Genomic DNA, 26,531 nt, shown 5'->3' on the forward strand with positions numbered 1-26,531 from the left:
CTTTCTGATTCTCAATATCATCGTGTAGCGCGAGAGTAAATCCTATGTTTAATAAAATAAAAATCTACACTGCGGTCAGCTTGATTATCGTGATGTTTGCTGTCGTCCTCTTTTCTACCGTCACTTTTTCGCTATTTAACGCTTATTCCAATAACGAGAACTTTAATAAAATACAGATCGCCTCGTATAGTAATAATCAGATGCGCGATGCTGCCTATAACATCAGTGCAGCACTGGCTAACACCAACGGCATTATGCTGCTGCAGGCGCAGGGAGAAACGGCCTCGCCAACGCTGCTGCAAACCACGGCGCTGATCCTGAAAAGCGCTGAAGAAGATATGCAGCAGTTTATGAGCTCACCGTTCAACAGCGAAGAGGAAACCAAAGTCGCCGAAGAGGTGAACACCGCTTTTAAAGCGGTGTATGACGTGGTGCAGATTAAACTGGATCAGCTCCAGCGCCAGGAGAGTTATCGCGGTTCACTGGAAAGTGAACTGGGGTTGCGCACCACATTGAATCAACGCATTGAGGGCTATAACCAGATTAATTTTAAGCAGAATCAGGAGTATGTCAGCCATGCGGCGAGCAATTACCGCACCATGCTGGTGATTGGGATCAGCGTTACCGTTCTGGCGGCACTCTTACTGATTAGTGTGCGTATCTGGCTGCGCAAGACGCTGGTGCGTCGTATGGAAGGCACGGTTGAGGTACTGAAACGCGTGGCGGCAGGTGATTTGAGCCGCCGCGTCGAGATCGGCAGCGCCAATGAAATCGGCACTATGCTGAGCGAATTGGAACAAATGCGCGTGTCGCTGACCGGCACCATTCTCAGTATTCGTGAGAGTGTGCAGCACATTCATACCAATGCGCAGGAAATTGCCCAGGGCAACAGCGATCTATCTGCGCGTACCGAGGAGCAGGCAGCCTCGTTGCAGCAGACCGCCGCCAGTATGGAGGAGATCAAAACCACGGTGCGGCAGAATGCCGACAACGCCCACACCGCGCGCCAGCTGGCGGTTAGTGCCAGCGACAATGCGCAGCAGGGCGGCAATGTGATGCAAAGTCTGGAGCAGATCATGGCGCAGATCACCGTCAGCTCGCGCCAAATCGCCGATATCAACGGCGTGATTGACAGCATTGCTAATCAAACCAATATCCTGGCGCTGAATGCCGCAGTCGAAGCGGCACGCGCCGGTGAACAGGGACGTGGTTTCGCGGTGGTGGCTGAAGAGGTGCGTAACCTCGCCAGGCGCAGCGCTGATGCAGCCAAAGAGATCAATCAGCTGATCCACACCTGCGTCAGCAATATGGATACGGGATCGCGCCAGGTGAACCAGGCCAGCGTCGTGATGCAGGATATCGTCAGCTCGGTGGCGCAGGTGACGCAGATTATGGGGGAAATTACCTCAGCGTCAGATGAGCAGAGCACCGGTATCAACCAGATTTCGCAGGCGGTAAACGAAATGGATTTGGTGACTCAACAGAACGCGGCGATGGTGGAAGAAGCCGCGATGGCGGCTGGTGGATTAGAAGCGCAGTCCGACGCGCTGGAGAAGCTGGTGGCACAGTTTGTGTTAACTCATGAAGGCTCCGCACAACCGGCTCGTTTGGTCAATAAAGTGAATAACCGCCATCAGGATCTGATATCGGAAAAAGAGAATACGCAGTGGGAATCGTTCTAACGTATTACCCATTAGTGAAATAAAGAGATTAAATAGCCCAGGTACTAAGAGCTTATTGCGCTATATAAATAATAACGCTCAGCTGATAATTAATAACAAGACTATCAGATGGGTGGCAATATGGATAGGTTATATAACGCATCCGGTCTGAATGATAAAAACGAACTGTGGCTAACCTACCATTATCTGGTGCGGCAGGAAGTGTTACGCCTGCAAAAAAGATTACCGGCTAGCGTCGAGTTCGATGATCTCATTCAGGCAGGTGCGATAGGATTTATTGCTGCGGTTGACAGTTATGACGCGAAGAAAGGTGTCACGCTCAGCGCCTGGATTACACAACGCGTGCGCTGGGCGTTAATCGATGAATTGCGAGAACGTGATTGGGTGCCGCGTCGGGTCAGAACCCATTCGCGTGAGATATCTGCGGTTATCCAGATAATTGAACAGGAGCAGGGCGCCAGTGCCAGTGAAAGAGATATTGCCGAACGAATGGGCGTATCGCTGCGGGATTTTCAACAGATGCTGGCAGATAATAACAACAGCCAACTTTTTTCCATGGATGAATTGCAAGAGCATTATGCCGATCTTTGGGAACAAGCTGATGAAGAACATGCCTTGCTGAACCCCCTGCATCACTCTATTCAGGAGGATTTGATTGAGCGTATTGCTGACTACGTACGTTATATTCCTGAGCGGGAGCAGCGCATCTTACAGTTTTATTATCACTATGATCTCAATATGCGCGAGATTGCTTTACTTCTCGACATTACGGAAACACGAGTGAGTCAACTTCACAGTCTGGCAATAAAACGTTTGCGTAGTCGAATGGATTATGATGGAGCAATCTAAAGTGATGCAGCACCTGCAAAGTTGTAAAAGGACATCATCGATAATTAATAACAATTAATAATATTATTATCGTTATTAATCATTTGGTTAGTTGGGTTTCTCATGTGAGGGTTTTCTGACGTGTTGTTACGGAAATTTCTGATGGCTATCATTTTTTCATTGCTGGATGCGGCTCAATCGTCGGCTGTTGGGATGATCGATAGTCACAAAAATGTTCACCCTACGACCACACGATTATCAGCATCACATGGGGAATGGATATTCCTCTCTTAATGACCTCTGCTTTGCACGATAAATATAAGGTGTTATCAATGTCTGACTTTGATGAGTATCTTCAGCATATCCACGATATGAATTTATCTTACCTTCTACTGGCGCAACAATTAATTCGACAGGATAAATTTGCGGCAGGTTTTCGCCTTGGATTATCGGAGTCTACCACTGATAATTTGAAGGCGCTGACGTTACCCCAATTGATGAAGCTGGCCTCGACCAATCAATTAATTTGCCGCTTACGCATTGATGATGAAGTCTTGATTGAGAATCTCACGAAAGAATCGCGGATTGAGGCTCTGCAGAAAATTCACACCGGCATTATCTTGTCGACGGATTTGCTTAATTCAATTAATAAAGAACCTATGGCTGTGGATTAAGGGGGCGAGAATGAGTGAAAGAAATTTATTGCAGGAAGTGCATGACGTTCAAATCGCCATGGAGTTGATCTCTCTCGGAGCACGTATGCAGGTTTTAGAATCTGAGACATCTCTAAGTCGACGACGACTATTACGCTTGTATAAGGAGTTACGTGGATGCCCACCACCGAAAGGCATGTTGCCTTTCTCCGAAGACTGGTTTATGTCGTGGGAACAGAATATTCACTCGTCGATGTTTTATAACATCTACCTGTATTTGAAAGTGACGGAAAAAGGTCCGCCGATTAACGTGTTGATGAAAACGTATCGGCTCTATCTGGAACAGTGTTACGGTCAGAGTCATGAGGAGCCCATATTAGGTCTGACGCGCGCCTGGACGTTAGTTCGCTTTATTGAGTGCGGCATTATTTCCCGTAAAGCGTGCCGGATCTGTCAGGGGGGATATGTGGTGATCACCGAGAACATCAAGAAACCCTTTACCTGCAGTTTGTGCAGCCCACCCTCACGCGCCAGTAAAAAATCTCAGGTTGACCACGTTAATCAACGGCACATTCAGGCCGCCGCCGCTTTTATGCCGGTCATTGCCTGAGGCGCTAGCCCTATTTCAGTGACAAGAAAGTCATACGCCCGTGGCCAGTCTGGCGCGGGCTATCAATAATACAAGGAGCAATCGTGTTAGTTATTTTTGGCTATCTTGTTGTTATATCAACAGTGTTTGGCGGATTTATGCTGGCTGGCGGTCAAATGGCCGCGCTGTTTCAACCTATCGAACTGCTGATCATTGGTGGCGCGGGTATGGGTGCCTTTCTGGTGGGCAACAATATTAAGTCGCTGAAGGCCACGGGCAAAGCGTTGGTAAAGCTGTTTGTTGGCCGCAGCTACAGCAAAGCGATTTACATGGATTTGATGGCTTTGCTGTTCCTCTTGCTGTCGAAGAGTCGCATGCAAGGGTTGATGTCGCTGGAGAAGGACATTGAAGAACCGGAAAGCAGTGAGATCTTCAGCGCCTATCCGCGTCTGCTCAATGACCCCATGCTAAAAAATTTCGTGCTGGATTATTTTCGCCTGATGATCGCCGGCAGCATGAATGCGCATGAAATCGAAGCGCTGATGGATGAAGAGATTGAAACCTGCGAAGAGGAGCTGGAAGTGCCGGCTAACAGCATGAACACGCTGGGTGATGGCTTTCCCGCTTTCGGAATCGTAGCGGCGGTGATGGGGGTGGTGAATGCGCTGGCCGCCGCCGATCGACCGGCCTCCGAGCTGGGCGTGCTGATCGCCCACGCCATGGTCGGCACCTTCCTTGGCATCCTGCTGGCGTACGGTTTTGTATTGCCGCTCGCCACGCTACTACGACAGAAGAGCAGCGATCAGGTCAAAATTTTGCAGTGCATCAAAGTCACGCTGCTCTCCAGCCTAAATGGCTATGCGCCGCAGATTGCGGTGGAATTTGGTCGCAAAACCATCTTCACCAGCGAACGCCCCTCCTTTGAAGAGCTGGAAGAGCACGTGCGTAGCGTGAAATCGAACGCCAGCAAAATGAAGCCGTCGGACGCCAGCGCATGAAGGACGGCAGCCCGGTCATCATCGTTCGCCGCCGTAAAAAGCATAAACATGCGCATCATGGGGGGACGTGGAAAATCGCTTATGCCGATTTCATCACCGCGATGATGGCGTTCTTTTTAGTGATGTGGCTACTGTCGCAGTCCACCGCGCAGCAACGCGAAATGATTGCCGATTACTTTCGCACCCCGTTAAAAACCACGCTGGCGCAGGGCAACAAAGCCAGCCTCAGCGACAGCGTCATTCCCGGCGGCGGGGACGATCTGATTAAACAGCAGGGCGAAGTCTATAAAAGCAGGCTGGATGCGTTAAAGCGCCAGATGGAGAGCCTGAAGCGGGCAAAACAGAAACTGCAGCAGATGATTGCCACCGATCCCCGACTGAATAATTTCCAGTCAAATCTGCTGCTGACGCTCACGCAGGATGGTCTGCTGATTCAGATTACCGATTCGCAACAGCGCCCGATGTTCAAGCTGGGCAGCGAGCAGCCCGAACCCTACATGTTGGGCATTCTGGAGGCGTTGGTGCCGCTGCTCAACGAGTTGCCGAATGCGATCAGTTTGACCGGCCACACCGATTCGCTGCCCTACGCGGGCGGTGTCAGTGGATACAGCAACTGGGAACTGTCAGCGGGACGTTCCAACGCCACGCGACGCGTGCTGACCCATAGCGGATTGGCGGATGAACGTTTTCTGCGGGTGATTGGCACCGCCAGCCGTATGCCGCTGGAAGAAAGTAGACCAGAGGATCCGCGTAATCGCCGCATCAGCATTCTTGTCCTCAGCCACATGAAAGAGCAGGAGATCCAGATGGAAAATACCCTCGCGCAGCACCCTGATGCCCTATTGCAGGATGCCTCCATTCAGCCTGTTGAAGGAAACTCCGATGGAATTGAATGATTTTTCGCAGATATTTTTCAGTGAAGCTGAAGAGTTGCTGGCAGAGATGGAACTGCACCTGTTGCAGCTGGATATTGCCGCGCCCGATATTGAGCAGCTCAATGCCATCTTTCGCGCCGCGCACTCGCTGAAGGGCGGGGCGGGTACCTTTGGTTTTGATGCGCTGCAGAAAACCACCCATCTGCTGGAAAACCTGCTGGATGAGGCGCGCAGCGGTGAACGCAGGCTTAACCGGGCAACGGTTCAGCTGTTGCTGGAGAGCAAAGACATCATGCAAAACCAGCTTGCCGCGTACCGCGCGTCTCAGCCGCCCGATGAGGCGCGCTTTCAATACATCTGCGAAGCCCTGCGGCAGATTGCGCTTGAGGCTGCCGAGCCAGCTGCGATAGCAGGTGATGCCGCTGAAGCTGAATTATGCATTACGCTGAGTGATATCGAAGAAGGCGAACAAACGCTGCTCAGACAAGAGCTGGAAAACCTCGGATCGCTGCGCCATCAGGAGCAGACGTCGAAAAGCCTGAAAGTGGTGCTCGCCACCGCTACGCCAGCCGACGATATTCGTGCGGTGCTTGGTTTTGTGCTGAATGACACGCAGATCGCTATTGAACCGGTGGTCGCCGTACCTGCTGCCCCCACATTGACTGCGGAACCCGAGCCCACGGCTTCCGTATTGGCTGCACCTTCTGCGCCGACATCTACGGTGCCGCTTACTGCTCCGGCGCCAACCGCGTCCCCGGGCACTTCTACTGCTCCGGCGCCAACCGCGTCCCCGGGCACTTCTACAGCTCCGGTGCCGGCCACTTCTACGGCCACGTCTATACCCCCGGCACCCACGCCTTCCACCGCGCCGCGTGCGGCCAGCCAGGAATCCAGCAGCATTCGTGTTGCCGTTAGCAAAGTCGATCAAATCATTAATCAGGTCGGCGAGCTGATCATCACCCAGGCAATGCTGTCTCAGCTCACCCAAACATTGGATAACGCCAATCATGACGCGTTGCTCAACTGCGTGGCGCAAATGGAGCGCAACACGCGTGAACTGCAAGAGTCGGTGATGTCGATTCGTATGATGCCGATGGACTACGTTTTTAGCCGTTTTCCTCGTCTGGTGCACGATCTCGGTTCGCGTCTCGACAAAGAGATTGAGCTGACGCTGAAAGGCGGATCTGCCGAGCTGGATAAAAGCCTGATTGAACGCATTATCGATCCGCTGACTCACCTGGTGCGCAATAGTCTCGATCACGGCATTGAAGCCAAAGCACAGCGTATTGCCCAAGGCAAACCGGGCACCGGCAATCTGACGCTTTCCGCTGAACATCACGGCGGCAACATCGTGATTGAAGTAACGGATGATGGCGCGGGCTTGAACCGGGAAAAAATTCTCGCCAAAGCGCGCTCGCAGGGCATGAGCATTAGCGACACGCTCAGCGATGACGAAGTGTGGATGCTCATCTTCGCCGCCGGATTCTCCACCGCAGAAAGTGTCACCGATGTCTCCGGGCGCGGCGTGGGTATGGATGTGGTGCGGCGAAATATTCTGGCGATGGGCGGCCATGTGGAGGTGCAATCGCGGCAGGGAAAGGGCACCACAGTCCGCATCCTGTTGCCGCTGACGCTGGCGATCCTCGACGGCATGTTGGTCAGGGTAGCCGAGGAGATTTATGTGTTGCCGCTGGGTGCGGTGATGGAATCGCTGATGCCGCAGGAGGAGATGCTGTACCGCTATGTGGGTGACGAACGTTTGCTGCAGGTGCGCGGCGAGTATTTGCCGCTGGTGATGCTGCGTCAGCGTTTTTCGGTAAGCGGGCAAGCCCCGAGTGATAACGGCATCGTGGTGATTGTGCAGAGCGCCGGCTGTCGCTACGCGCTGTGGGTCGATCAGCTGATTGGCCAGCAGCAGGTAGTGGTGAAAAACCTCGAACAAAACTATCGCAAAGTGACCGGCGTGTCTGCTGCCACCATTCTCGGTGATGGCAGCGTGGCGCTGATTCTGGATGTGGTTGAGCTGGCAACCTTAGCGCATCCACAGGAAAACGCTGACCGTCTGCGTGTCAGCCAACAGGAGGTAGCAGCATGACATTATCGAAAGCGCTTCAGAGTGATACGGCAGCGCAGGAGTATCTGATTTTTCGTCTCGGCGATGAAGAGTACGGCATCGATATTCTCAAAGTGCAGGAGATCCGTGGCTGCGACCGGGCGACGCGCGTGCCCAATGCGCCGGACTTTCTCACCGGTGTGACCAACCTGCGCGGTGTCATCGTGCCGATTGTAGATTTGCGCGTGCGGTTCAGCCTCCAGGTGGTTCACCAGAATGAGAACACCGTCGTGATTGTGCTGAATCTCAGCGACCGCATTGTCGGTATTGTCGTGGATGGCGTGGTGGACGTGTTGTCACTGGATCACGAGCAGATCAAACCCACGCCAGATGTCTCGGCAGCGCTTTCCAGCCGTTATTTGTTGGGTCTGGGTGTGGTGGATAATCGTATGATGATTTTGGTGAATATTGAGAAACTGCTAAGCCGTGAGGAGTTGGATGCCATGGATGCTGTGACCGATGCGTTAGCGTAGCGGCACCGCGCTATCTTTTACGCTACCAGGCGGATGAGATTGCATGGCAGAATAGCCGCTCGTTTAACAGGAGGTGGATCATGACCGACGAAATCGACCAGCGTATCTACGAATTAGTACGTCGCTACGACGGCGTCTATCTGTTTAAACAAAAAACGCTGACGCCACAGATCGATATCGATACCGATCTTAACTTCGAGCGCGAAGAAGTGCAGGCATTAATGGACGAGTTCTTCAGCGAATTCGAGGTGGATCGCGGCGGATTTATGATTGATACCTACTATCCGGAAGAACCGTCACTGGCGCAGATCCTGAATCCCTTCAATAAGCGAGAAGTCCCGGTGGTGCCGGACTTTACCCTGGGTATGCTGATTGAATCCGCCAAAGCAGGGCGTTGGCTGTATGAGTAATACCAACGCCCCGCGATCACTTCACGTGCAGTTGCGGTTAATAATCGTGCCGTTCCAGCACGAAACGCGCGTTGAGCTTTCTTAAAAACTCAAATGTGGTCATGCAAGGAACACCAAATTGGCGGCAGATATTGGGCACTTTCACTTTGCGTGCGTTGGCAGGCAGAGGAAGTTCATGCGTGATAACGGTAGCCCCGATGCTTTTACTTTTTGCGATAATCCATGGGTCAGCTTTTGCCAGAAATAAATCGCGTGACCCTGGATTGAAATCGGCTTTCATTACACCTTCCTCTATTTGCTGAAAAATCAGCTGGGTATCATGATCATCATTAGCAATGAAATGTGCAGGCCTCGCTTTTACCCAGTCTGATAGCTCATCATTTCCGTCTCGTAATTCGCGGGCGATCATGTCTACGCTGCCGACAATGTTGAATGCAAACTGTCTATCCAGCCATTCCCAATAGCCGGGGCAAATATCCATTCCGTAATAAAAGTTTTTCGCCATGATATAAGTGTTTGCATCCAGCAAATATTTCAAAGCCCCATCTCCTCTGCAAATTTTGATAGCCTGGAAGGCTGCATACCATCCAGCAAATCGCTGGCTTCACGTAATAACATTTGACCACTCAGTGCCTGGCTTAAGACAGCACGAGAAAAAGAGGGGCTTATTTGTGCCTTCTTCGTTCTGAAATAACTGGGACCGCCGCTATCATTTTTACTGCGCTGTTGATGGGCAAGTTTCTGCTCTTGGATAAATTGCTGATAATCCTCATGGGAAATCAACTGAAGTGTCAAAGCTCTGCGGGCGATGACCCAACAACTGACATGAAAATGCCCTTCCAGCGGGGCAAGATTTTCGCGCCAGTTTTCCTTATAGGTATTCCATAAAGAGAGGAATTCACTCGCCGGAACCAGGAATTCGGCAGCAACGGCATTGCACAGGATTTCTTCCTGTCTGTGAGTTGATGTGCCTCCATCAGAAACACCGGATTGTCCAATCCAGATATGACCAAGCTCATGAATTAACGTAACTAGTCGAGCGCCGGGTGTATCTGCATGATTTATGAAAATAATGGGAGCAAAATCATCCGCAATGGCGAATCCTCTAAACTCATCCACGTTGAAAGGACGCGTATGATGATTGAGATAAGGCGCTCGCATTACCAGAATACCGAGATCTTCGATACGCTTTATCAATTCATTGTAATAGCTCTCCCAGGTACCGCGTGTTGGGTGCGCCGGTAGATTAAGCTTGTGGCGCATATCCTCAACTATCGCGTTAGCTGAACTGCCGACGGTAAAACGCCCACTAATATTGGGTGCCGCAATTAACTGTTGCTGTAAGTACTCTCTGTACCATTCCTGGCGCATCAGCATAACTTTCAGCAGGTCGATCAATTCAGCACTTGGGCGCAGTGGCCCTTTGCTGCCAATTGTGCGCAAGTCTGGGATGGGCAGTTGTTCTTCGGGAGGATGGGGCAGGAAAAGGTAGCCAAAGGGAACATGTACTTTGCCAGCAAACGCCATTGCCTGATTGAATGTTAAGGGTTGCTGGCCACTTTCCCATTCCTGTAGACGTTCCAGGCTGATGCCGCACTTTTGTGCCAATTTATCCAGGGTAAAACCTGCCCGTTCGCGGGACCAACTGAGCATGGCAGGATTAATATTGGCAATTGTCATAAGGCATCGGGCGTTCAATGAATGTGATGAGAGTATGTGCGCAAGCTTTGAGTCGTTCAATACCTGACCAAATAACGCGTTCCACTCAAGCCAATGTGGCTCATTACGTGAAACGTTAACGCCGATGTTTCCATCAACCCAGCGGTCATGCCACTTCAGACTCCTTTTCTGCTCTAATATCAGCGCGCCAGTTGCCGTTCACTTATTAAAAAAATCTATTAAAAAAAGAGGAAACAGTGAGTTTTATTTTCTTGCGGGGCATCCGATTCACTGGTGTGGCGTCATTATCACGCAGGATCATGGAAAACCTATCAGCGCAAAAAATTCACTTCTCCCGCGCACTAAAAATCATCACACTAGCCACCTTTACCGTTATGGAGTGATGGCATGAAAACCCGATTGCTGCTGGCGTTCGCGCTGCTCACCAGTTTGAGCGTGCCATTGCTGGCAGATGAAGATGGCGTCTCCTTCAGCCATAAAGACTGGGAACTCGCCTGCGACAATACCTTAACCTGCCGCGCTGCGGGTTACAGCGCTGAAGAGGGCGCGGGTGGTTCAGTCCTGCTCACACGTGAGGGCGGGCCCAATGCACCGACCCATGGATGCGTGGTGCTGGCCGATACTGGCGATGATGACTCCAGGCAAGTGGATGCACTGGCGCTGTGGATTGATGATCACGCGCAGGGCGAGGTCACCAAAGTCGAGAACGATGAGTGGACGCTGACCGATGCGCAAACGCTGGCGCTGATTAATGCCATCAAAGGCAGTAGCAAAGTGGAGTTTCGCGGCGGCGAAGAGCCGTTCGAGCTTTCCAGCAATGGTGCCTTTGCCACGCTGCTGAAGATGGACGATGCACAGGGTCGTCTGAGTACGCCTGGCGCGCTGGTGCGCAAGGGCAATAAGCCTGAAAACAGTGTTCCTGCGGCGGTCGCAATGCCGGTGATTCAGCAGGTCAAAGTTGAGAAAGCCGCGCCTCGTCCGTTGAGTGCGGATGAACTGGCGTTGCTCAAGCCGAAGCTGATTGCTTCGCTGACCGATGACGACAGCTGCGATAATCTGGACCCTACGGATGATCAACCTGAAGAGGGCGCTGAGCCGCTCACGTTAACGCCAGTGGATGATACGCATGTGCTGATTGCCGCGCTGTGCTGGCGCGGTGCCTATAACGAAGGCTATGGCTATTGGCTGATGGATCGTGCATTTCAGGGTAAACCGCAGCTGATCACCGATTCCGGTTCCGATTACAGCCAGGGCGTGATTTCCGAGGCGCAGAAAGGCCGCGGTATTGGCGACTGCTGGAGTACAGCGGCCTGGGTATGGGATGGCAAGGATTTCGTGCAGAGCAGTGATGCTACCACCGGCATGTGTCGTGCGATTCGCGCTGGCGGTGCATGGCAATTGCCGACCCTGGTCACTGAGGTGAAGCCCGCCTCTTAATGCGTTGTGAGATTTTGTGAAGCCGGCACAAGGGCCTAATCGCCCTACACGCCCTGAGTTGGGTTCAGTGAAGTTGCAGCATTGAAAGTAGATTGAGGAGAGGGCGCGACCTGGCGCCCTCTCACGGTGATGAGGCGTTATTTACCGCAACACTGCTTGTACTTCTTGCCGCTGCCGCACGGGCAGGGATCGTTACGGCCGGTTTTCTCGCCCGCGAAGTGTGGCAGTTGGGGTTCCGGATCGGGCTGTGCCATGCGCTGTTCCTGCCAGTATTCATGCAACTCCAGCGCCGCCGGGCGAATGGCGTCAATGCTGGCCTCAAACTCCTCTGGCGAGAACGCTTCACGCTTTGCCAATTCCGCTTCACTGCCGTGCAGCGTGATGGCGGCCATCGCCGGTTGCAGGCTTTCAGGCAGTTGATCCCAATCTTGATCTAACGCTACGCCGCGCAGATAGCCATAACACCAGTCTTCCACCACAGTGAACTCCTGACCTTCCATCTCCTGCATGCCAAACAGGGGATCAAACTGATCCGGAAAATCAGCCAGACGCTCAGCAATGTCGTTGAAGTGCTGGAAAATCAGCGCCATAAAGCGATCCATTTCACGCTCGTTGGCCCATTTGGGAATGTGTTTCTTGTCGCCCCACAGCGCCACCAGCCACTCACTCGGTTCGATATCGTTCGGGCCGGAGAGCAGAGCCGTCAGCATGCCATCCAGCTCGGAAGTATCCACCACCGACTGTTCATTGCCGTATTTCTCCAGCATATCTTCCAGCCAGTTCAGTTCTTTCTCGGTTAACGGGCCTTGGTTCATACGGCATCTCCTGTGCGGTGCGGGTAGGCAAAATTTTGACGGCGCGATTATAGCGGTAAGCGGCACGGATTTACCGCTTTTTGCATATAGATTGCTGAAGCTTTCCTAAAAATCATTCGCCATAACATATTGCGCAACAGTATTGGCTGGAATGGAACGCCAGTGGCAGCGTAAACGCAGAACTTTACTGCGTTAAGGACCAAATTGTATGGCAGAAACATTGCCGGTGCTGGATTTGGCACTGCTGGAACTCCCGAATGCTGATCAGTCGCCTTATCTCGCCGAACTGCGCACCACGGCGCGCGATGTCGGTTTTTTCTACCTGATCAATCATGGCATCAATCCACAGTTGCTGCAGAACGTGCAAAGCATCACCCAGGCGTTTTTTGCCCTGCCGGATGAGGAGAAGCAGCGTGTCTCGATGATCCACTCACCGCATTTCCGCGGCTACAACCGGGCTGGCGTGGAATATACCCGTGAGCAACGCGACCAGCGTGAGCAGTTTGATATTGGCGCGGAACGTGTGGCGTTAGCGTTACAAGCGGGCGATCCCGCCTGGAAGCGTCTGCAGGGGCCAAATCTATGGCCAGAGGCGCTGCCGCAGCTCAGGCCAGTGATCCACGCCTGGCAGCAGGCGATGACCGGGATTGCACTGCGCCTGTTGCGTGCGTTTGCCAAATCGTTGTCGCTGCCGCCAGATGCATTTGATGCACTGTACGGCACGCATCCCAACGAGCATGTGAAACTGATTCGTTATCCCGGCCAGGCCAGCGATGCCAGCCAGCAGGGCGTCGGCGCGCACAAAGATTCAGGCTTCCTGACGTTTCTGCTACAGGATGGGCAGCCCGGCTTACAGGTTGAAGTGACGCCGGGTCACTGGGTGGATGCATTGCCGAAACCGGGCGCATTTGTGGTGAATATCGGCGAATTGCTGGAGATTGCGACCAATGGTTATCTGCGTGCCACGGTTCACCGTGTGGTATCGCCGCCTGCACGCAAAGAGCGTGTTTCCATCGCCTTTTTCCTCGGTGCACAGCTGGATGCCGAAGTGCCGATTTATCAATTACCGCCGCAGCTGGCGGCAGAAGCGCACGGGCCGACCAGCGATCCCGCCAATCCCTTGCTGCGTGAAGTGGGCTGGAACTATCTCAAAGGGCGTTTGCGATCGCATCGCGACGTGGCAGCGCGTTACTACGCCGACGCCCAGAACACGGTTCAATCATAATAAAAGTAAGGAAAGCACATGACTAAAAAGGTGATAGCAACCCTGGCACTGCTCTCGGTATTCAGCACTTATGCTTCGGCAGCTGCCTTGCGTGTGGCGGCCGATCCGGTGCCGCACAGCGAAATCCTCAACCACATCAAACAAACCGATAAAAAGCTCGATCTGAAGGTGATTGAGCTCAACGGAAATCTTAACGCCAATGAACTGTTAGCGCGCGGCGATGTGGATGCAAACTACTTCCAGCATGTGCCTTATTTGCGCGATCAAGAAAAAGCGTTGGGGGAGAAATTTGCAGTGGTGGCGACGGTGCATATTGAGCCGTTGGGTATTTACTCGCATAAAGTGAAATCCCTGAAAGATCTGCCTGATGGCGCGCAGGTCGCGGTGCCCAATAATGTCACGAACCTCAGCCGTGCGCTGTATCTGCTGCAGGATAGCGGTCTGATTAAGCTCAAGGGCAGCAACGCCAGTTCACTGGTGACGACGGCAGACATCAGTGACAATCCGCATCACCTCAAGATCATTGAAATCGAAGCGCCACAGCTGCCGCGTGCACTGGATGATGCGCAACTGGCGATCATTAACGGTAACTACGCGTTGCAGGCGGGGTTAGTGCCATCGAAAGATGCGCTGGCGCTGGAGCAGGCAAAAGATAATCCGTATGCGAACGTGCTGGTGACGACGCCAAAACTGGCCCATGATCCGCGGATTCTCGAATTAGCCAAAGATCTGGAGTCAAAGCAAACTGCTGAATTTATCAACCAGCACTATCAAGGTTCGGTGATTCCGGTCAACCCATAATCCCGCCTCGCCACCTGTTTCTGGCAGGTGGCGATTCACCTCTTCTGTGTTATATTTCGCCACAAACACCCATCGCACTTTTTGCTAAAAATAAAAAATATCTTATAAATCAATTGCTATGAAAACTTTCACCAGGAATAATCGGTGATGCGCTGCATCATTCCGCGATCGCTGCTGTTGTGCTTCAGTTTGCTATTGAACGCCTGTGGCACGCTGTCACAAACTTCTGCGCCGGTCGGCGATAAAGTCTATCTCTCCCATGCGACCTTCAATGAAAACGTCGATGATATCGTGCGGCATTACATGCAGCAAAAGCAGGTGTCGGGCATCAGCATTGCGATTATCCATCAGCGCCAGCCTGCGCAGTTTTATAGTTTTGGCGTAACTGATGCGGTACACCGTTATCCGATCACACCCGATACGTTGTTTGCGCTTGGATCGCTCAGCAAAGGCATAACGGCGGAGGTGATCATTGAGCTGGTGGATCGCGGTGAGCTGCGCTGGAAGGATACGCTTGCTACGCTGCTGCCGCCGGAGGTGCCGCTCAGTGAAGATGCAAAACGCATCACGCTGCTGCAACTGGTCACGCACACCTCTGGCCTGCCGCGTCAGGATATGGATTTACCGATGTTTATGAAATTTATGGCGTATCTGCGCAGCGGTGAGAATTTTTACGGCAACCTCGATAGCGATGCAGTGCTGAGCTATCTGGCTGATTTTGACGCACCAGCAAAACCCGCGGCGCAGTATTCCAATCTGGGCTATGCGCTGCTCGGCTATATTCTGAAGCATCGTCTGCATCAGGGCATCGAAAGCCTGGCGCAACGCAATCTGTTCCAACCCCTGGGCATGACCAGCAGCAGCTTCAAACCACAAAGCCTGCGTGGCTATCCGATGCGTGCGCTGGGCCATGCGGGCGACCAGCCAAAGCTGATTCCGCGTGGTGAGTTGACGCCGGATTGGGCATTCAGCAATAACATGGTGGCCGCCGCCAGTTTGTATAGCAACGCACGTGATTTAATCCGCTATCTGGATGCGCATCTGCAAAATGACGCCAGCGCACCCATCAATGCGGCTTTTGCGCAGGTCAATCACGGTTACGAGCAACATGGCAATCAGTCGCAGAATATTGCCTGGGTAACAGACACCTATGGTGATCAGAAAATCACTTACCAGGTGGGTTACATTGGCGGTTACTCCAGCTTTATCGGATTTGATAAGCAAAATGGCAATGCCATTGTGGTGCTGCAGAACGCCTTTAACTGGAGCAACTATCTGGGTATTGCTCTGTTGATGGATCTGGCACAGAAGAATCAGGCAGAGTAGCGAACATGGTTGCTTGCAATTTTACTGCGCCAAAAGTCGCTTTTGCTGAGGTATGCTGTGCAGCGAAATTTGACGCGCAAAACGCGCCGGGGGAACCTTGTGCGTGCTGCACTTGTCAGTAGATTGGACAGTTAATAATTAACCAGAGTGGAAATCACCAATGCGCAGGACACACGTCACCCTTCTTTCTGCAGGAATTTTTCTGGGCGCTTTGAGCCTGACTCCAGCCGCACTGGCTGAAGGCGAGCAAACGGATAACGTACCACCGCCACCTCAGGTGCAGCAGACCGCACCCGACGCACAAACTCAGGCTCCGGCAGTGGATGCCCCGGCCAGCAATGAACCAGCCGAATCCAGCGGTGATGTGGCACCGATTCGCCCATCGCAGAATGGGATGCAAGATGCCCCTGCCGGGCAAAATAATTACGATCTGAATACCATCATTATCGACTACAAAGAGTACAAAGTCGGTGATGTGGTACCCGATGAGTATCGTAAAAAGCAGTACACCATTGTGGAGTGGCAGCCACGCCACCTGCCAGCACCGCAGCCTGGTACACACTGGGCTTATATCAATGCCAACTACATCCTGATCACCGACGACAGCGGCAAAATTGTGATGGGTAAATCTGGCGACATCTTCTTCAAAGGTTAATCCTTTGTCGCGGCGGCTATCAGGCCGCCGCTACTTCACGTCCAGGCATTGCGCGATGCGCGCGACGCCGGCAATGATTTGACTGGTACTGCTGTTGCCATACCCGAGCACCAACCCTTGTTGCTTTTCCTCTCCCAGATAAAACCCCGACAGTGCACCGGGCGCATAGCCGCTGGCCATCAGCCTCTCCACCACTTCTGCATCTTGTTGTGTATCAGCCAGGCGCAATACCAGATGCATGCCGCACTCGCCGCCCAGCAACGACGTCTGCGTCCCCAGGGTTAGCAACAGTGCTTCGCGCAAGCTGGTTTGACGCTGCCGATAGAGGCGACGCATTTTGCTCAGATGACGGCTGTAGTCCCCGCTGTGAATAAACTGGGCCAGCGCTTGCTGTTCGGGGCGATTTCCCCCGCGCAGTAACTCATGCAAGGCCGGACGTAACAGGGCCAATAGCTGGGGCGGCAGCACCATAAATCCAATGCGAAGTGCCGGAAACAGCGTTTTACTGAACGATCCCACATAAATCACCGATGATGGCTGCATCATGCCTTGCATCGCAGCGATCGGTTCGCCGCTGTAACGGAAATCACTGTCGTAGTCGTCTTCTATAATCCATGACTGATGTTGGCGCGCTGTGGCGAGAAGAGCCATACGACGAGGCGCGCTCATCACCACGCCTGTAGGATATTGATGAGTTGGGGTGTTGTAGATCAGCCGCGGCGGGCGCTGTTGCCAGTCACGGGTTTGCGGAGCCAGGCCTTGTGCATCCACCTGAATAGGCTCAACGCGCATATCCCCAAGGCGCATGGCGGCTTTTGCTCCGCGATAGCCCGGCTCTTCCACCCAACCTATGTCGCCGCGCTGGCTTAGAAGAGACACGCACAACGTCAGCGCCTGCTGCGCGCCTTCGGTAATGACGATTTGCTCCGGTGTGCAGCGGACGCCGCGCGCCAGTGCCAGATGTTGGGCCAGTGCGGCACGCAGAGCAGGCTCGCCGAGCGGATCACCGTAGCCGAGGAGCTGCTGTGGCTGATGCTGCATCACGCGATTAAGCGTTCGTCGCCACTGGGCCAGCGGGAAGTGTGCCAGCGCGGGAACACCGGGCCGCAGCGCCATCTCCTGGCTTAGGGGGCGGTGGTTGGAGCGAAGCTGCGCCACTCTTGGCGGTAACAGAAGGTCACTGGCGCTGACGTCGTGATTAGGGGAGGATGGCGGTTGCGCGAAAGGACTGATGCGGCTGCCCTGACGATCGCTAATCAAAAAGCCTTCGGCCTGAAGCTGTGCCCAGACGCCGGTTACGGTATTGCGTGACACCTTAAGGTCGGCAGCCAGTTGACGTGTTGAGGGCAAAGGCGTTCCTGCGGAGAGTGCGCCTGTCAGAATGGCTTGTTTAATGCGTTGTAACAGCTGCTGCTGTAGCGTAAGTGCGCCCTCGGGAAGTAACGGTGCCAGTAGCAGGCTGTGCAATTCACTCTCATTCATTATGATTCTTCGTGGATCCATAAATTTCACTGAATATGGTGCTTTTTAACATGCCAGCGAACTGGCACGCTGTGCAACAGGTATTCTCTGATAAAGGAATTGAGCGATGACGCAACACACTAACCAGTACGGACAACCGGTAGGCGCACCTTTGCCAGAGTGGCAATCGCGCAGTTGGCCCGCTTATGAGACCTTTACCGGCCACTACTGCCGACTGGAACCACTCAGTGCTGAACGCCATGGGCGCGAACTCTATGCTGCCTATGCGCAGGCCAGCGACGGGCGTGACTGGACCTATATGTTTGCTGAGCCTTTCACCGATGAGGATGCTTATCTGGCCTATGCCAGCAAGATCGAGCAGGGTCGCGATCCGATGCATTTCGCGGTGATTGACCTGCAGACTCAGCGTGCCGTCGGAACGTTGGCGCTGATGCGCATCGATACCACGCACGGTTCAATCGAAATCGGGCATGTGGCTTTTTCGCCGCTGCTCAAGCAAACCCGTATGGCAACGGAAGCGCACTATTTGTTGATGCGCTACGCACTGGAGCAGTTGGGTTATCGTCGCTACGAATGGAAGTGCGATAGCTGCAACCAGCCCTCACGCCAGGCAGCATTGCGGTTAGGTTTCCAATTTGAAGGCACTTTTCGTCAGGCCATCGTGTACAAAGGCCGCAGCCGTGACACCTGCTGGTTCTCCATTATTGATGGAGAGTGGCCGCAGTTGAAACAGGCCTTTGAGCGCTGGCTGGCAGCAGACAATTTCAATGAGGATGGAACGCAGCGCGCAAAGTTGCAGGCGCAGCGTTAATAGCATGTTGACAGCCGGGCGGGATACCCGGCTCAGTTGCTTAACAGATATTTGGTGGTAAACGCGATCATTGTGGTGGCGATAGTGAACATTATGCGTCTCATCCAGACATTGTCTTGTTTTAGCTCGGTAAAACCAATCTGCATGCGTTGATCTAATTCGTTAAATTTAGCATCGTGCTGGCTGAGTTTTTCATCGATCTTTTCAAATTTCACATCGATTTTGTCGAATCTTTCATCGATCTTTTCAAATTTCACATCGATTTTGTCAAATCGCTGATTGACCTCAGTTTCGAACTTGTCAACACGCCCTTCAAGAGAATCAATGCGCTGATTAGTCGCTCTTTGTTCTCGTACTAAGATTTCCGTTGCTTGCGACAAGTCGAATTTGGTTAAGGCATTTTCTTGCTGCATGTCAGCAAAAATATCCACCATGACTTCGGCCTGCTTGTCCGCAACGCCCGCGTCCTGCAAGGCTTTATAGGCTTTATGAGTGTTAAGCATTGTCAATATCATCCTTATTTCCTCTGGTGTCGTTCCATGAAGAAGCAAGCGTATCCAGAGGGTGATAGTTTCTCAATGTGACAATATGGATTTTGCGCGCTACCTCGAAAAAAATCAATGCTTACAATGAGTAACGTGAATGGCTAATAAAAAGGCCTGCGCACAGGCAGGCCTTGGTTTGTGAAAGAAATAGTTCGCGTTACGGCTGTGGAATTATTTTTATCTCTACCATACCGATACCCAATTTACGCGGGTCCTGGCCCGTGATGTTGCCATCGTTGGAGGGCTGGGGCTCCGGCGGTGCGATAACCAAATTGTGGCTGCCGTTGGGGTTACTGAAGTGCAGCGTGGTGGTAGAGAATTCATCACCGAGATTCAGTCTCTGCTCCTCATCACCGACGCGCACCGGGATGGGCCGATGCGCATTAGGGCCATAGGCGCGTGCGGTGATCACCAGATCAAAACGGGCGGGCAACGGCTCGACATATTCGATGTTCACTTCCGGTGCCAGATTGGCATTCGACCATCTTCCCCAGCTCTCGGGCCGTGAAATCCCGGTGAAACCTTTCACGCCAGTGGGGGCGCCAGGCACGGTCAGCAGGAAGCTGTCGGCGTTATAGCGAATCGCATTATCTTCCACGCGAATCTGCTGCTCGTTAAGTTGATAAGTCGCGGCACTCACCTCGACTTTCGGGAATTGCGCTTTGCCCTTCCACTGCGGTTTATCGATGCGCGTTACCGTCGGTTTTGCGCCCATCTGGCCCATGGCGACACAGAGATCGGTAGAAAGGGCCAAATCAGGCTGCCATAAGCGGCCCATCTTGAAGCAGCGATCGACCCAGACGAATTTATCCGAGGCGGTAAAGTCCGCGAGCTGGTAGCGCAGTGGAGCAGAATATTCGCCTTCTGGCAGTGGCTCGACGCGATCCTGCCCGACGCGGAACAGAATCGGCAATTTGAAGGTTGATCCCGAGAAGCTGAAGGTGTTTTTGGGCTGATCGATGGTGAAGACATCCATCTTACTGGGGAATTTCCACAGCTGAATGATATCGGATTTCCATGCCGTCACCTTCTGCGCCATGTCTTCAAACTGAGCCGATAAAGATGTTGAAGAGAGGCCGCTGCGGCCGAGTCCAATTGCCTTATCACCACCCAGAATATCCAGCACCGTGGCACCGTTATCCAGGGTGCTGCGTTTGCCATCCAGCACTTCCGCCTGTGGCTCGTCACCACGAATCACCATAAACAGATCGCGGCGCGGCTGCTTAATCAGATACTGATGCGCAGTGTTATTCATGGCCAGATGATCCGAACTGACCACGATGATGGTGTTTTTAAACCAGGGCGACGCTTTGATACGCGCAATCAAACGCGCGACATGCTCTTGTGAGCATGCCACAGCGCTGAAGGATTGATTGGGTTTTCCATCGTAGCTGTAACTTTTACGCTGACAGCTGCGCGAGATAAAGCCGTCAGGATGATGGGTGTCCACCGTCAGGGTAAATAAGGCAAATCGCTTTTGCTGACGTGAAAGTTCTTCATACTTCTCAAACACTTCATCCATCACCGTGTCATCGTAAAAACCCCAGTTGTTGCGGTAGCCAGGATCGGCAACCCGGCTCTTTAACTCTTCTGAACCATACATATGTGCGGGCGAAAAGCCGTGTGACAGCAGGAAGGTGTCCTTGCCCGCAAAGCGTAAATCCGCGCCCTGAATAAACCAGTTTTCATAACCGGAGTTCTTCAGGATATCGCCGAGGCAAATATTCTGTGGGTAGAAGCTGGAAAGCGAGGCCGAGGCGTTGCCATCAAAAGGCGCAAACAGGGGAATACCGCATTGCGAAGCCACCATCCCCGCGATGGTGTAATCGGTGCCTGGCAACTGTTCGGTTTCACTGAAATCGATGCTCTGGTCTTTTTCGCGACTCAGTTCCGGCGCGAGTCCGGGGAAAGCATCTTGATCAAAATAGGTGCGTTCAAGGCTCTCACCGTAGATGTACACCAGGTTAAGTTTGGGTTCGGGAATGGTTTTATTGGGCGTCTTATAATAGTTATCGAAATCAGAGTCGGCCAGACGTGAGTGCGAGGCAATAAGATCTTTCACCTGACGAAAAGCAGGTGTGGTTTGCACCGAACCTGCCGCGCAGGCGATAGCCAGTAAACTCCAGCCTAAATGATGCGGCCGTCTACGGCGGCGTAGCAGCCAGGAAAGCAGGCAAAACAGCAAAAACAGGCCAATGATTAATCCAATGGCGGGCACCACATATTTACTGACGCCGGCACCTGTCAGGCTGTTGGTCAGGGTAAACAGCACCGCATCGGTGATGCCATCGCCGGTAAAATAGTTGCTGGCAAACAGCGTGGCATTGAGCACGATAAACAGCGTGAGCAGCACTAAGATCAGGATAAACCAGAATTTATTTCGCCCGGCTTTACAGGAGTAAACGGCGATTGCCGCTAAAAAGAGTACAACCGAAACCAACTCGGACAAGGTTTGATCCTCACATAAATTAGTGACGCCATCCCTGCGCCCTCGGCCCTCTTTGGGGGTTATGCGTCAATTTATATGGGCTGTCACAGTGCTGCAACATAACCACACAGAATTGTGCGGCGGGTTCCGATCCGTTTAAGGCAGGTTTATATTGACTATGGTTTGACCTGGCAGCAACGCGCGCGTCGCTGCCAGCGAGGGGCGAGGAGGGATTAGAGCTTACCAGTCAGATACTGCGCTTCGCCGTCGGCAAAGCTCCAGTCGCCTTTGCTGTTAGTGATAAAACTGATCATCAGATCGTTGCCCTGCACGCCACAATTTTCCTGCAACTCGCGCGCTAACTCTGCCATGAAGAGCGTTTTCTGTTCTTCGCTTCTTGGGCTGGTGTACACGCGCACCATCACCAGGTTATCGGTCCGCTCGAAACCCAGCCCGGTATCCTGAAACACCATTTGATAGCGTTTATTCTCATGAACAATCTGATAGCGATCCCGCGCGGGTACTTTGAACGCGGTTAATACCGCGCGGTGCGCGGCGTCCAGCAAGGTACGAATTTCTGATTCAGAACGGCCCTGAATCACATCAAAAGTCAGTAACGGCATAAATAAACCCTCGTTTTTGCTCACAAGATAAGAGTAGGATGTGGCTTTATGCTGCCGCTTGCTGCAGGAAAGAAAAAGCGCGCTGGTTGAAATGATTATTTATTATTTTGAACAATCCATATGAAAGAAATCAAAACTGATGCGCTCTGGGTGCATTTGCACTGGCTAACGGTGCTGGCTGAACTGGGCAGTTTTACTCGTGCAGCTGAACGATTAGATGTCAGCAAAGCGGCCATGAGCCAAAAGATTAAAGAGTTGGAAGAGATGGCGGGGGTGTCACTGGTGCAGCGCACCACGCGCAGCGTGCGTCTGACCTCGGCGGGCGAGAAGCTGGTGGATGAGTTGCGCGATCCTTTCGCGCGCATCGCCCAAAGCTTTTTCAGCGTACGTGATGAAGCCGGGCCAGTTCGCGGCCTGGTGCGTGTCAGCGCGCCGGTGGCATTTGCACGTCAGCAGCTGGTGCCGATTATCGGTGATTTTTTGCGAGAGTATCCGCAGGTGCGGCTGCAGTTGGATGTTACCGATCGCTTAGTGTCGTTAGGCAGTGAAGGATTTGATCTCGCCATCCGCCACAGCCAGACATTGCCCGAAACCCATGTGGCGTTGCCGCTGTGTGAGACGCGCGCGCTGTTAGTGGCCTCGCCGGCTTATCTGGCGCAAAACGATGTGCCTCAGGTGCCAGAATCGTTGCAGCAACATAACTGCCTCTACTACCCGCGTGGTCTGGAATCGCCACAATGGCGTTTCCGCCCGGTGAGTGGCGGCAGTGAATCCGTGCAGGTGAAAATTCAGGGTAATTTTGCCACCAATAACAGCGAATCAATCCGCGATGCCGCGTTGCAAGGGCTGGGCATTGCCATGCTGCCCGATTTCAGCGCCGCGGCGGCGCTGGCAGCAGGCACGTTGCAACAGGTTCTGCCGCAGTGGCAAACCGTGGATGCTTTTGCCGATCGGCTGTGGGTGGTGCGCCCGTATGCGGCACAGGTGCCACGGGCGGTGACCACCTTTATCCACTGGCTACGCGCGCGCTTTGTTGATGGGTGAAGCCAACGCCATCGCCGCATGCGGCTGCATCATCTCACCCAGCAGGCTGCTGCGGTTGTAATTGCCTAAACGCAGGTTGAAGTCGAGGTGCATCTGTTCGTTACCGCTGAGCTTAATCACCGGTGGTGGTGTCATAGGACGCTGGTTGAACAGGATGGCATGTGCAAACGCCTCGCTTTTCCAGCCGCTCAAACGCTGATAATAGTAAGCGTTGGCTTCACACTTGCGCAGATAGAGATTCACCCGACGATATTCCCGCATCGCCGCCTGTTGTGCCAGTGAACCCAACTGCTGCTGAGGTTGATCAATTTTCTGGGTCAGGAGTGAAAAGTCATCGCGCTTGTTGAGCTCGTTGAAATAATTCTGCTCACCCAGATGTTTGATGGGGGCGTATTGCTTCTGCCATTCACGAATAAACGGGTTATTCGGAGCCGCCGCCAGAAACCAGTTTTCAATCACTGGCGCCAGATAATTGACGGTGGAGTTTTCACGATAATAACCAATCACATCCATGCAGCGCTCTTGATGAGCACGATGTACCCATGAGAGATCTTCAAATAACAGCGTGCTGCAATCAATGGCAATACCGCCGTAGCGCAACAGCAGTTCCAGACGAATGACTTCGCTTTTTTGCTGTTCGCTTAATAATGTTGAGGTGAAAATAAAATCAGGTAAAACTTCTTTTACCGTTAATCGATTGAGCAAATAGATATCGTGATCAGGATTATCTTTGCGCAGCTTTTGAATATTTAACATCATGGATTTCGGTAAATATTCATTATCCCAATACATCCACACTTTTTTCGGTATTTCTGGCAGCGACTTTTCGCCAGAAAACAACACGATATTGTCCTCTTCGCGAGGATCGTACTCCGGCGCGCAGAGCGCAGTATGCTGTTTTTTCTGCAGTAATGTCTGGCTGGTAAAAGCGATTCTTTTCCAGTTCTGCCAGAGCGCGAGCGCTGGCTGGAGACGTTTTTTATTCATGGTGCACCTGATTATTGTGATTATGGTGGCAAGGATTCCCTGATGCTGGCAGCTTATGCGCTCTTATGTTTCCTCACGGCTGTGTGTAAAAAGTACTCACATCAGCTTAATAAAGCATTCTGGCCTTAGAGGCTATGACTTTTTTTTTCTTTCAGATAAAACGGAAAATGAAGGATCCGTTAAGGGTAAAATTTCCCGGAAATAATTGAATGGCCGACTGATTTTATAATTAATCATCATTAGGACTATTCCTAATAAAATAACTTGGCCTTGGCGCTGGCTGCGGCTTAGATAAAAAATCCCCGCATTCAAATGGTTTAAAGCGGCTACATTTTTCGCTGGCCTGGCAGGGATTTGCCCCTTCCTGATGCAGGTTAACTACGCTTAGACGAGGTGGTTAACACAAAGGAGGCACTATGCAGCCACACAACCGTGGATTACTGGCGGTCGATAAGCAGGGGAATCGGGTTCTGTTTCTCGATCCCGACACCTTTGCCGTGCAACAGGAGCTGAATGCGTTTCCGCCGCGTCCGCATGAGCTACTGATGTTGCCTGAGCAAGATAAAGCCTATGTGCCGATCTATGGTGATGGCATTCATGGAGACAATCCCCACCCCGGTCACAAAGTGGCGGTGATCGATCTACGCAAACGCCAGATCAGCGGTTTTATCGACTTATCTCCGTTGCAGTCGCCCCACAGTGGCCAATTGGGCCGCGATGGCAAAGTCTACCTCTGCTGTGAAAACAGTGCGGCCGTGGCAGTCATCGATCCCGTTACCGATAGGGTGGAAAAAATGATTAAGCTGCCATCGCACAATGCGCATCGTCTGACGCTCTCACCCAGCGGGCGTAAATTGTTCACAGAGAACGAAGAAGACGCCAGCATCACGGTGGTGGATCTGTGCGAGGCAGAAGGGCGCATCATTGACAACATTCTGCTGCCGGGGCCGATCTCCGGTATCGCGGCCTCGCCGAAGCATCCTTATCTGGTCGCTAGCGCGGCCGACGCGCCGTTACTGTATGTGGTCGATCGCCAAAGCCATCGTATTCGCCAGCGCATTAAACTCACGGCCCATCAACAGCCCTGCCAGGTGGTACGTTTTAGCGCCAACGGTGAGCGATTGGTAGCAATTGGCGATCAGGAGCCGCTCATCACACTGTTTGATGATTTACTCAATCCGTTGGGGGATGTTCCGGTCGGCAACAAACCGATGGATGGCTGTTTTAGTGCTGATAATCGAACACTGCTGATTGCCAATGAAGGCGATGGAACATTGAGCGTGATTGATTTGCTGCAAATGAAAGTGGTAGCGACCCCGAACGCCGGAAAAGGCTGTGAGGTGCTGAGTTACTTCCAGTTGAACTGACGGCGGGGCATCTCCTTGTGGCAACGTTCGTCAGGCACCTGATCGCGACGTTTGATTGGACGTAACAGGGTTAAATAAACGGGCGATGGTAAATCGCGCTGCTCCAGTGGCGGCTGCTGGCATGTTTTTCCGCCTGCCAGCCGCGTTTACGCAATTCCCGGGCGATCATTTTGTTCATGATGCCGTGCCCCACCAGTAACACCGTTCCCTGTTTTGATAACGTGACCAACTTATCTGCCGCCTGACGCGCCCGTTCTCGGGCATGAGTCAACGATTCCACATGCCCGGCGTAACCGCATAACCATAACAGGCGCAAAAGAGCGAGCCAAACGGTCAGCGGCAGGTGCAGGCGTTCGAACGGCAGCAGCGGCATGGCCACTTCACTGAAAACCTCATCCACCTCATGCGGTTGCAGGCCGAGACGCGTGAGCGATGAACGCGCGCGGGGTAGCGGGCTGGAGGCGATCACGCGGGCCATTCGAGCGATGGCCATACTGCGCGGCGGCGGCGAGTCGCAAATGTCGGCCAGGTCATAGCCTTCACACCAGTCGGCCAGCGCTCGCGCAGTAAAGCGCCCGCTGACCGGATGGTCAGGTTTACCGTGTCGCATGAGGATGATGGTCATAGGCGCCCTGTGTGATTTTTACCCAGTGTAATGCAGGTGATAGCTGAACCGCACTGGCG

The 26,531-nt window shown here is 52.8% G+C and carries 26 protein-coding genes; 17 read left to right on the plus strand and 9 right to left on the minus strand.

Annotated elements, in window-relative coordinates; genetic code table 11:
- The first annotated feature begins 44 nt into the window (after window positions 1-44).
- From QMZ65_RS17895 to QMZ65_RS17935, 9 genes are all read left to right on the plus strand, one after another.
- A complete protein-coding gene (locus QMZ65_RS17895) occupies window positions 45-1,682 on the plus strand; it encodes a methyl-accepting chemotaxis protein (RefSeq protein WP_097118266.1) in 1,638 nt (545 codons plus the stop codon).
- A 120-nt stretch (window positions 1,683-1,802) separates the two neighbouring features.
- The gene (gene fliA, locus QMZ65_RS17900) at window positions 1,803-2,531 is read left to right on the plus strand and encodes an RNA polymerase sigma factor FliA (RefSeq protein WP_097118404.1); all 729 of its coding nucleotides are present in this window, start codon (window positions 1,803-1,805) and stop codon (window positions 2,529-2,531) included.
- Window positions 2,532-2,842: 311 nt separating this feature from the next.
- On the plus strand, window positions 2,843-3,184 hold the full coding sequence (gene flhD / locus QMZ65_RS17905) for a flagellar transcriptional regulator FlhD (RefSeq protein WP_097118267.1): 342 nt from the start codon (window positions 2,843-2,845) through the stop codon (window positions 3,182-3,184).
- Between the two features lie 10 nt (window positions 3,185-3,194).
- Window positions 3,195-3,773, plus strand: a complete 579-nt coding sequence (flhC, locus tag QMZ65_RS17910; RefSeq protein ID WP_097118268.1) for a flagellar transcriptional regulator FlhC — start codon at window positions 3,195-3,197, stop codon at window positions 3,771-3,773.
- 83 nt (window positions 3,774-3,856) lie between these two features.
- Window positions 3,857-4,750 carry a flagellar motor stator protein MotA gene (gene motA / locus QMZ65_RS17915; protein ID WP_160833952.1) on the plus strand — a complete coding sequence of 298 codons (894 nt, stop codon included), beginning with the start codon at window positions 3,857-3,859 and terminating at the stop codon, window positions 4,748-4,750.
- Window positions 4,747-5,646 carry a flagellar motor protein MotB gene (gene motB / locus QMZ65_RS17920; RefSeq protein ID WP_283216450.1) on the plus strand — a complete coding sequence of 300 codons (900 nt, stop codon included), beginning with the start codon at window positions 4,747-4,749 and terminating at the stop codon, window positions 5,644-5,646. The genes motA and motB overlap by 4 nt, the downstream gene beginning before the upstream one ends.
- Window positions 5,633-7,720 carry a chemotaxis protein CheA gene (gene cheA, locus QMZ65_RS17925; RefSeq protein ID WP_283216451.1) on the plus strand — a complete coding sequence of 696 codons (2,088 nt, stop codon included), beginning with the start codon at window positions 5,633-5,635 and terminating at the stop codon, window positions 7,718-7,720. Before motB ends, cheA begins: the two co-directional genes overlap by 14 nt.
- Entirely contained in the window at window positions 7,717-8,211 is a 495-nt protein-coding gene (locus tag QMZ65_RS17930; protein WP_034826310.1) for a chemotaxis protein CheW, read from the plus strand. The genes cheA and QMZ65_RS17930 overlap by 4 nt, the downstream gene beginning before the upstream one ends.
- 80 nt (window positions 8,212-8,291) lie before the next feature.
- Window positions 8,292-8,621, plus strand: a complete 330-nt coding sequence (locus QMZ65_RS17935) for a DUF1493 family protein (RefSeq protein WP_097118272.1) — start codon at window positions 8,292-8,294, stop codon at window positions 8,619-8,621.
- Window positions 8,622-8,658: 37 nt separating this feature from the next.
- On the opposite strand, the gene QMZ65_RS17940 is transcribed toward QMZ65_RS17935, so the two are convergent.
- Both QMZ65_RS17940 and QMZ65_RS17945 read right to left on the minus strand, forming a co-directional pair.
- Window positions 8,659-9,159 carry a DUF4411 family protein gene (locus QMZ65_RS17940; RefSeq protein ID WP_097118273.1) on the minus strand — a complete coding sequence of 167 codons (501 nt, stop codon included), beginning with the start codon at window positions 9,157-9,159 and terminating at the stop codon, window positions 8,659-8,661.
- Window positions 9,156-10,301: a helix-turn-helix domain-containing protein gene (locus QMZ65_RS17945; RefSeq protein WP_097118274.1), complete on the minus strand. Its 1,146-nt coding sequence runs from the start codon at window positions 10,299-10,301 to the stop codon at window positions 9,156-9,158. Before QMZ65_RS17945 ends, QMZ65_RS17940 begins: the two co-directional genes overlap by 4 nt.
- A gap of 387 nt (window positions 10,302-10,688) precedes the next feature.
- On the opposite strand from QMZ65_RS17945, the gene QMZ65_RS17950 reads away from it, so the two are divergent.
- Window positions 10,689-11,738 carry a DUF1176 domain-containing protein gene (locus QMZ65_RS17950; RefSeq protein ID WP_283216452.1) on the plus strand — a complete coding sequence of 350 codons (1,050 nt, stop codon included), beginning with the start codon at window positions 10,689-10,691 and terminating at the stop codon, window positions 11,736-11,738.
- A 137-nt stretch (window positions 11,739-11,875) separates the two neighbouring features.
- On the opposite strand, the gene QMZ65_RS17955 is transcribed toward QMZ65_RS17950, so the two are convergent.
- Window positions 11,876-12,553, minus strand: coding sequence for a YecA/YgfB family protein (locus QMZ65_RS17955; protein WP_160833959.1), 678 nt, complete (start codon window positions 12,551-12,553; stop codon window positions 11,876-11,878).
- A 208-nt stretch (window positions 12,554-12,761) separates the two neighbouring features.
- Between QMZ65_RS17955 and QMZ65_RS17960 the strand changes: the two genes are divergently transcribed.
- The 4 genes from QMZ65_RS17960 to QMZ65_RS17975 all read left to right on the plus strand — a co-directional run bounded on the left by QMZ65_RS17960 (window position 12,762) and on the right by QMZ65_RS17975 (window position 16,560).
- A complete protein-coding gene (locus QMZ65_RS17960; protein ID WP_160833960.1) occupies window positions 12,762-13,778 on the plus strand; it encodes an isopenicillin N synthase family dioxygenase in 1,017 nt (338 codons plus the stop codon).
- A gap of 18 nt (window positions 13,779-13,796) precedes the next feature.
- Window positions 13,797-14,579 carry a MetQ/NlpA family ABC transporter substrate-binding protein gene (locus QMZ65_RS17965; protein ID WP_058959406.1) on the plus strand — a complete coding sequence of 261 codons (783 nt, stop codon included), beginning with the start codon at window positions 13,797-13,799 and terminating at the stop codon, window positions 14,577-14,579.
- A gap of 147 nt (window positions 14,580-14,726) precedes the next feature.
- Complete coding sequence (locus tag QMZ65_RS17970) at window positions 14,727-15,905, plus strand: serine hydrolase domain-containing protein (protein ID WP_283216453.1); 1,179 nt, start codon at window positions 14,727-14,729, stop codon at window positions 15,903-15,905.
- Between the two features lie 160 nt (window positions 15,906-16,065).
- Entirely contained in the window at window positions 16,066-16,560 is a 495-nt protein-coding gene (locus QMZ65_RS17975; RefSeq protein WP_034826295.1) for an RcnB family protein, read from the plus strand.
- Between the two features lie 30 nt (window positions 16,561-16,590).
- On the opposite strand, the gene pdxR is transcribed toward QMZ65_RS17975, so the two are convergent.
- On the minus strand, window positions 16,591-18,042 hold the full coding sequence (gene pdxR, locus QMZ65_RS17980; RefSeq protein ID WP_097118279.1) for a MocR-like pyridoxine biosynthesis transcription factor PdxR: 1,452 nt from the start codon (window positions 18,040-18,042) through the stop codon (window positions 16,591-16,593).
- A 106-nt stretch (window positions 18,043-18,148) separates the two neighbouring features.
- Here pdxR and QMZ65_RS17985 point away from each other — a divergent pair, with 106 nt between their 5' ends.
- Window positions 18,149-18,853, plus strand: a complete 705-nt coding sequence (locus QMZ65_RS17985) for a GNAT family N-acetyltransferase (RefSeq protein WP_160833963.1) — start codon at window positions 18,149-18,151, stop codon at window positions 18,851-18,853.
- A 32-nt stretch (window positions 18,854-18,885) separates the two neighbouring features.
- Here QMZ65_RS17985 and QMZ65_RS17990 read toward each other — a convergent pair whose 3' ends face one another.
- From QMZ65_RS17990 to QMZ65_RS18000, 3 genes are all read right to left on the minus strand, one after another.
- On the minus strand, window positions 18,886-19,356 hold the full coding sequence (locus QMZ65_RS17990; protein ID WP_283216454.1) for a hypothetical protein: 471 nt from the start codon (window positions 19,354-19,356) through the stop codon (window positions 18,886-18,888).
- A 199-nt stretch (window positions 19,357-19,555) separates the two neighbouring features.
- Window positions 19,556-21,847, minus strand: coding sequence for a phosphatidylglycerol--membrane-oligosaccharide glycerophosphotransferase (gene opgB / locus QMZ65_RS17995; RefSeq protein ID WP_283216455.1), 2,292 nt, complete (start codon window positions 21,845-21,847; stop codon window positions 19,556-19,558).
- Window positions 21,848-22,059: 212 nt separating this feature from the next.
- Window positions 22,060-22,449 carry a tautomerase family protein gene (locus tag QMZ65_RS18000; protein WP_034826287.1) on the minus strand — a complete coding sequence of 130 codons (390 nt, stop codon included), beginning with the start codon at window positions 22,447-22,449 and terminating at the stop codon, window positions 22,060-22,062.
- A gap of 120 nt (window positions 22,450-22,569) precedes the next feature.
- Between QMZ65_RS18000 and QMZ65_RS18005 the strand changes: the two genes are divergently transcribed.
- Entirely contained in the window at window positions 22,570-23,493 is a 924-nt protein-coding gene (locus QMZ65_RS18005) for a LysR family transcriptional regulator (protein ID WP_283216456.1), read from the plus strand.
- On the opposite strand, the gene QMZ65_RS18010 is transcribed toward QMZ65_RS18005, so the two are convergent.
- Complete coding sequence (locus QMZ65_RS18010) at window positions 23,467-24,480, minus strand: glycosyltransferase family 32 protein (protein ID WP_097118283.1); 1,014 nt, start codon at window positions 24,478-24,480, stop codon at window positions 23,467-23,469. The two genes, QMZ65_RS18005 and QMZ65_RS18010, sit on opposite strands and share 27 nt — an antisense overlap.
- Before the next feature lie 416 nt (window positions 24,481-24,896).
- Between QMZ65_RS18010 and QMZ65_RS18015 the strand changes: the two genes are divergently transcribed.
- A complete protein-coding gene (locus QMZ65_RS18015) occupies window positions 24,897-25,847 on the plus strand; it encodes a YncE family protein (protein ID WP_160833968.1) in 951 nt (316 codons plus the stop codon).
- Between the two features lie 70 nt (window positions 25,848-25,917).
- On the opposite strand, the gene QMZ65_RS18020 is transcribed toward QMZ65_RS18015, so the two are convergent.
- A complete protein-coding gene (locus QMZ65_RS18020) occupies window positions 25,918-26,472 on the minus strand; it encodes a histidine phosphatase family protein (protein WP_283216457.1) in 555 nt (184 codons plus the stop codon).
- Between the last annotated feature and the right edge of the window lie 59 nt (window positions 26,473-26,531).

Origin of the sequence: Pantoea sp. EABMAA-21 (genome assembly GCF_030053335.1) — a bacterium.
Classification (GTDB): domain Bacteria; phylum Pseudomonadota; class Gammaproteobacteria; order Enterobacterales; family Enterobacteriaceae; genus Pantoea; species Pantoea communis.

What these genes read in the sequence shown, in the direction of transcription:
- QMZ65_RS17895 (WP_097118266.1), top strand. Translation starts at nt 45, where the DNA reads ATGTTTAATAAAATAAAAATCTACACTGCGGTCAGCTTGATTATCGTG.
- fliA (WP_097118404.1), top strand. Translation starts at nt 1,803, where the DNA reads ATGGATAGGTTATATAACGCATCCGGTCTGAATGATAAAAACGAACTG.
- flhD (WP_097118267.1), top strand. Translation starts at nt 2,843, where the DNA reads ATGTCTGACTTTGATGAGTATCTTCAGCATATCCACGATATGAATTTA.
- flhC (WP_097118268.1), top strand. Translation starts at nt 3,195, where the DNA reads ATGAGTGAAAGAAATTTATTGCAGGAAGTGCATGACGTTCAAATCGCC.
- motB (WP_283216450.1), top strand. Translation starts at nt 4,747, where the DNA reads ATGAAGGACGGCAGCCCGGTCATCATCGTTCGCCGCCGTAAAAAGCAT.
- cheA (WP_283216451.1), top strand. Translation starts at nt 5,633, where the DNA reads ATGGAATTGAATGATTTTTCGCAGATATTTTTCAGTGAAGCTGAAGAG.
- QMZ65_RS17930 (WP_034826310.1), top strand. Translation starts at nt 7,717, where the DNA reads ATGACATTATCGAAAGCGCTTCAGAGTGATACGGCAGCGCAGGAGTAT.
- QMZ65_RS17935 (WP_097118272.1), top strand. Translation starts at nt 8,292, where the DNA reads ATGACCGACGAAATCGACCAGCGTATCTACGAATTAGTACGTCGCTAC.
- QMZ65_RS17945 (WP_097118274.1), bottom strand. Translation starts at nt 10,301, where the DNA reads ATGACAATTGCCAATATTAATCCTGCCATGCTCAGTTGGTCCCGCGAA.
- QMZ65_RS17950 (WP_283216452.1), top strand. Translation starts at nt 10,689, where the DNA reads ATGAAAACCCGATTGCTGCTGGCGTTCGCGCTGCTCACCAGTTTGAGC.
- QMZ65_RS17955 (WP_160833959.1), bottom strand. Translation starts at nt 12,553, where the DNA reads ATGAACCAAGGCCCGTTAACCGAGAAAGAACTGAACTGGCTGGAAGAT.
- QMZ65_RS17960 (WP_160833960.1), top strand. Translation starts at nt 12,762, where the DNA reads ATGGCAGAAACATTGCCGGTGCTGGATTTGGCACTGCTGGAACTCCCG.
- QMZ65_RS17965 (WP_058959406.1), top strand. Translation starts at nt 13,797, where the DNA reads ATGACTAAAAAGGTGATAGCAACCCTGGCACTGCTCTCGGTATTCAGC.
- QMZ65_RS17970 (WP_283216453.1), top strand. Translation starts at nt 14,727, where the DNA reads ATGCGCTGCATCATTCCGCGATCGCTGCTGTTGTGCTTCAGTTTGCTA.
- QMZ65_RS17975 (WP_034826295.1), top strand. Translation starts at nt 16,066, where the DNA reads ATGCGCAGGACACACGTCACCCTTCTTTCTGCAGGAATTTTTCTGGGC.
- pdxR (WP_097118279.1), bottom strand. Translation starts at nt 18,042, where the DNA reads ATGAATGAGAGTGAATTGCACAGCCTGCTACTGGCACCGTTACTTCCC.
- QMZ65_RS17985 (WP_160833963.1), top strand. Translation starts at nt 18,149, where the DNA reads ATGACGCAACACACTAACCAGTACGGACAACCGGTAGGCGCACCTTTG.
- QMZ65_RS17990 (WP_283216454.1), bottom strand. Translation starts at nt 19,356, where the DNA reads ATGCTTAACACTCATAAAGCCTATAAAGCCTTGCAGGACGCGGGCGTT.
- QMZ65_RS18000 (WP_034826287.1), bottom strand. Translation starts at nt 22,449, where the DNA reads ATGCCGTTACTGACTTTTGATGTGATTCAGGGCCGTTCTGAATCAGAA.
- QMZ65_RS18005 (WP_283216456.1), top strand. Translation starts at nt 22,570, where the DNA reads ATGAAAGAAATCAAAACTGATGCGCTCTGGGTGCATTTGCACTGGCTA.
- QMZ65_RS18010 (WP_097118283.1), bottom strand. Translation starts at nt 24,480, where the DNA reads ATGAATAAAAAACGTCTCCAGCCAGCGCTCGCGCTCTGGCAGAACTGG.
- QMZ65_RS18015 (WP_160833968.1), top strand. Translation starts at nt 24,897, where the DNA reads ATGCAGCCACACAACCGTGGATTACTGGCGGTCGATAAGCAGGGGAAT.
- QMZ65_RS18020 (WP_283216457.1), bottom strand. Translation starts at nt 26,472, where the DNA reads ATGACCATCATCCTCATGCGACACGGTAAACCTGACCATCCGGTCAGC.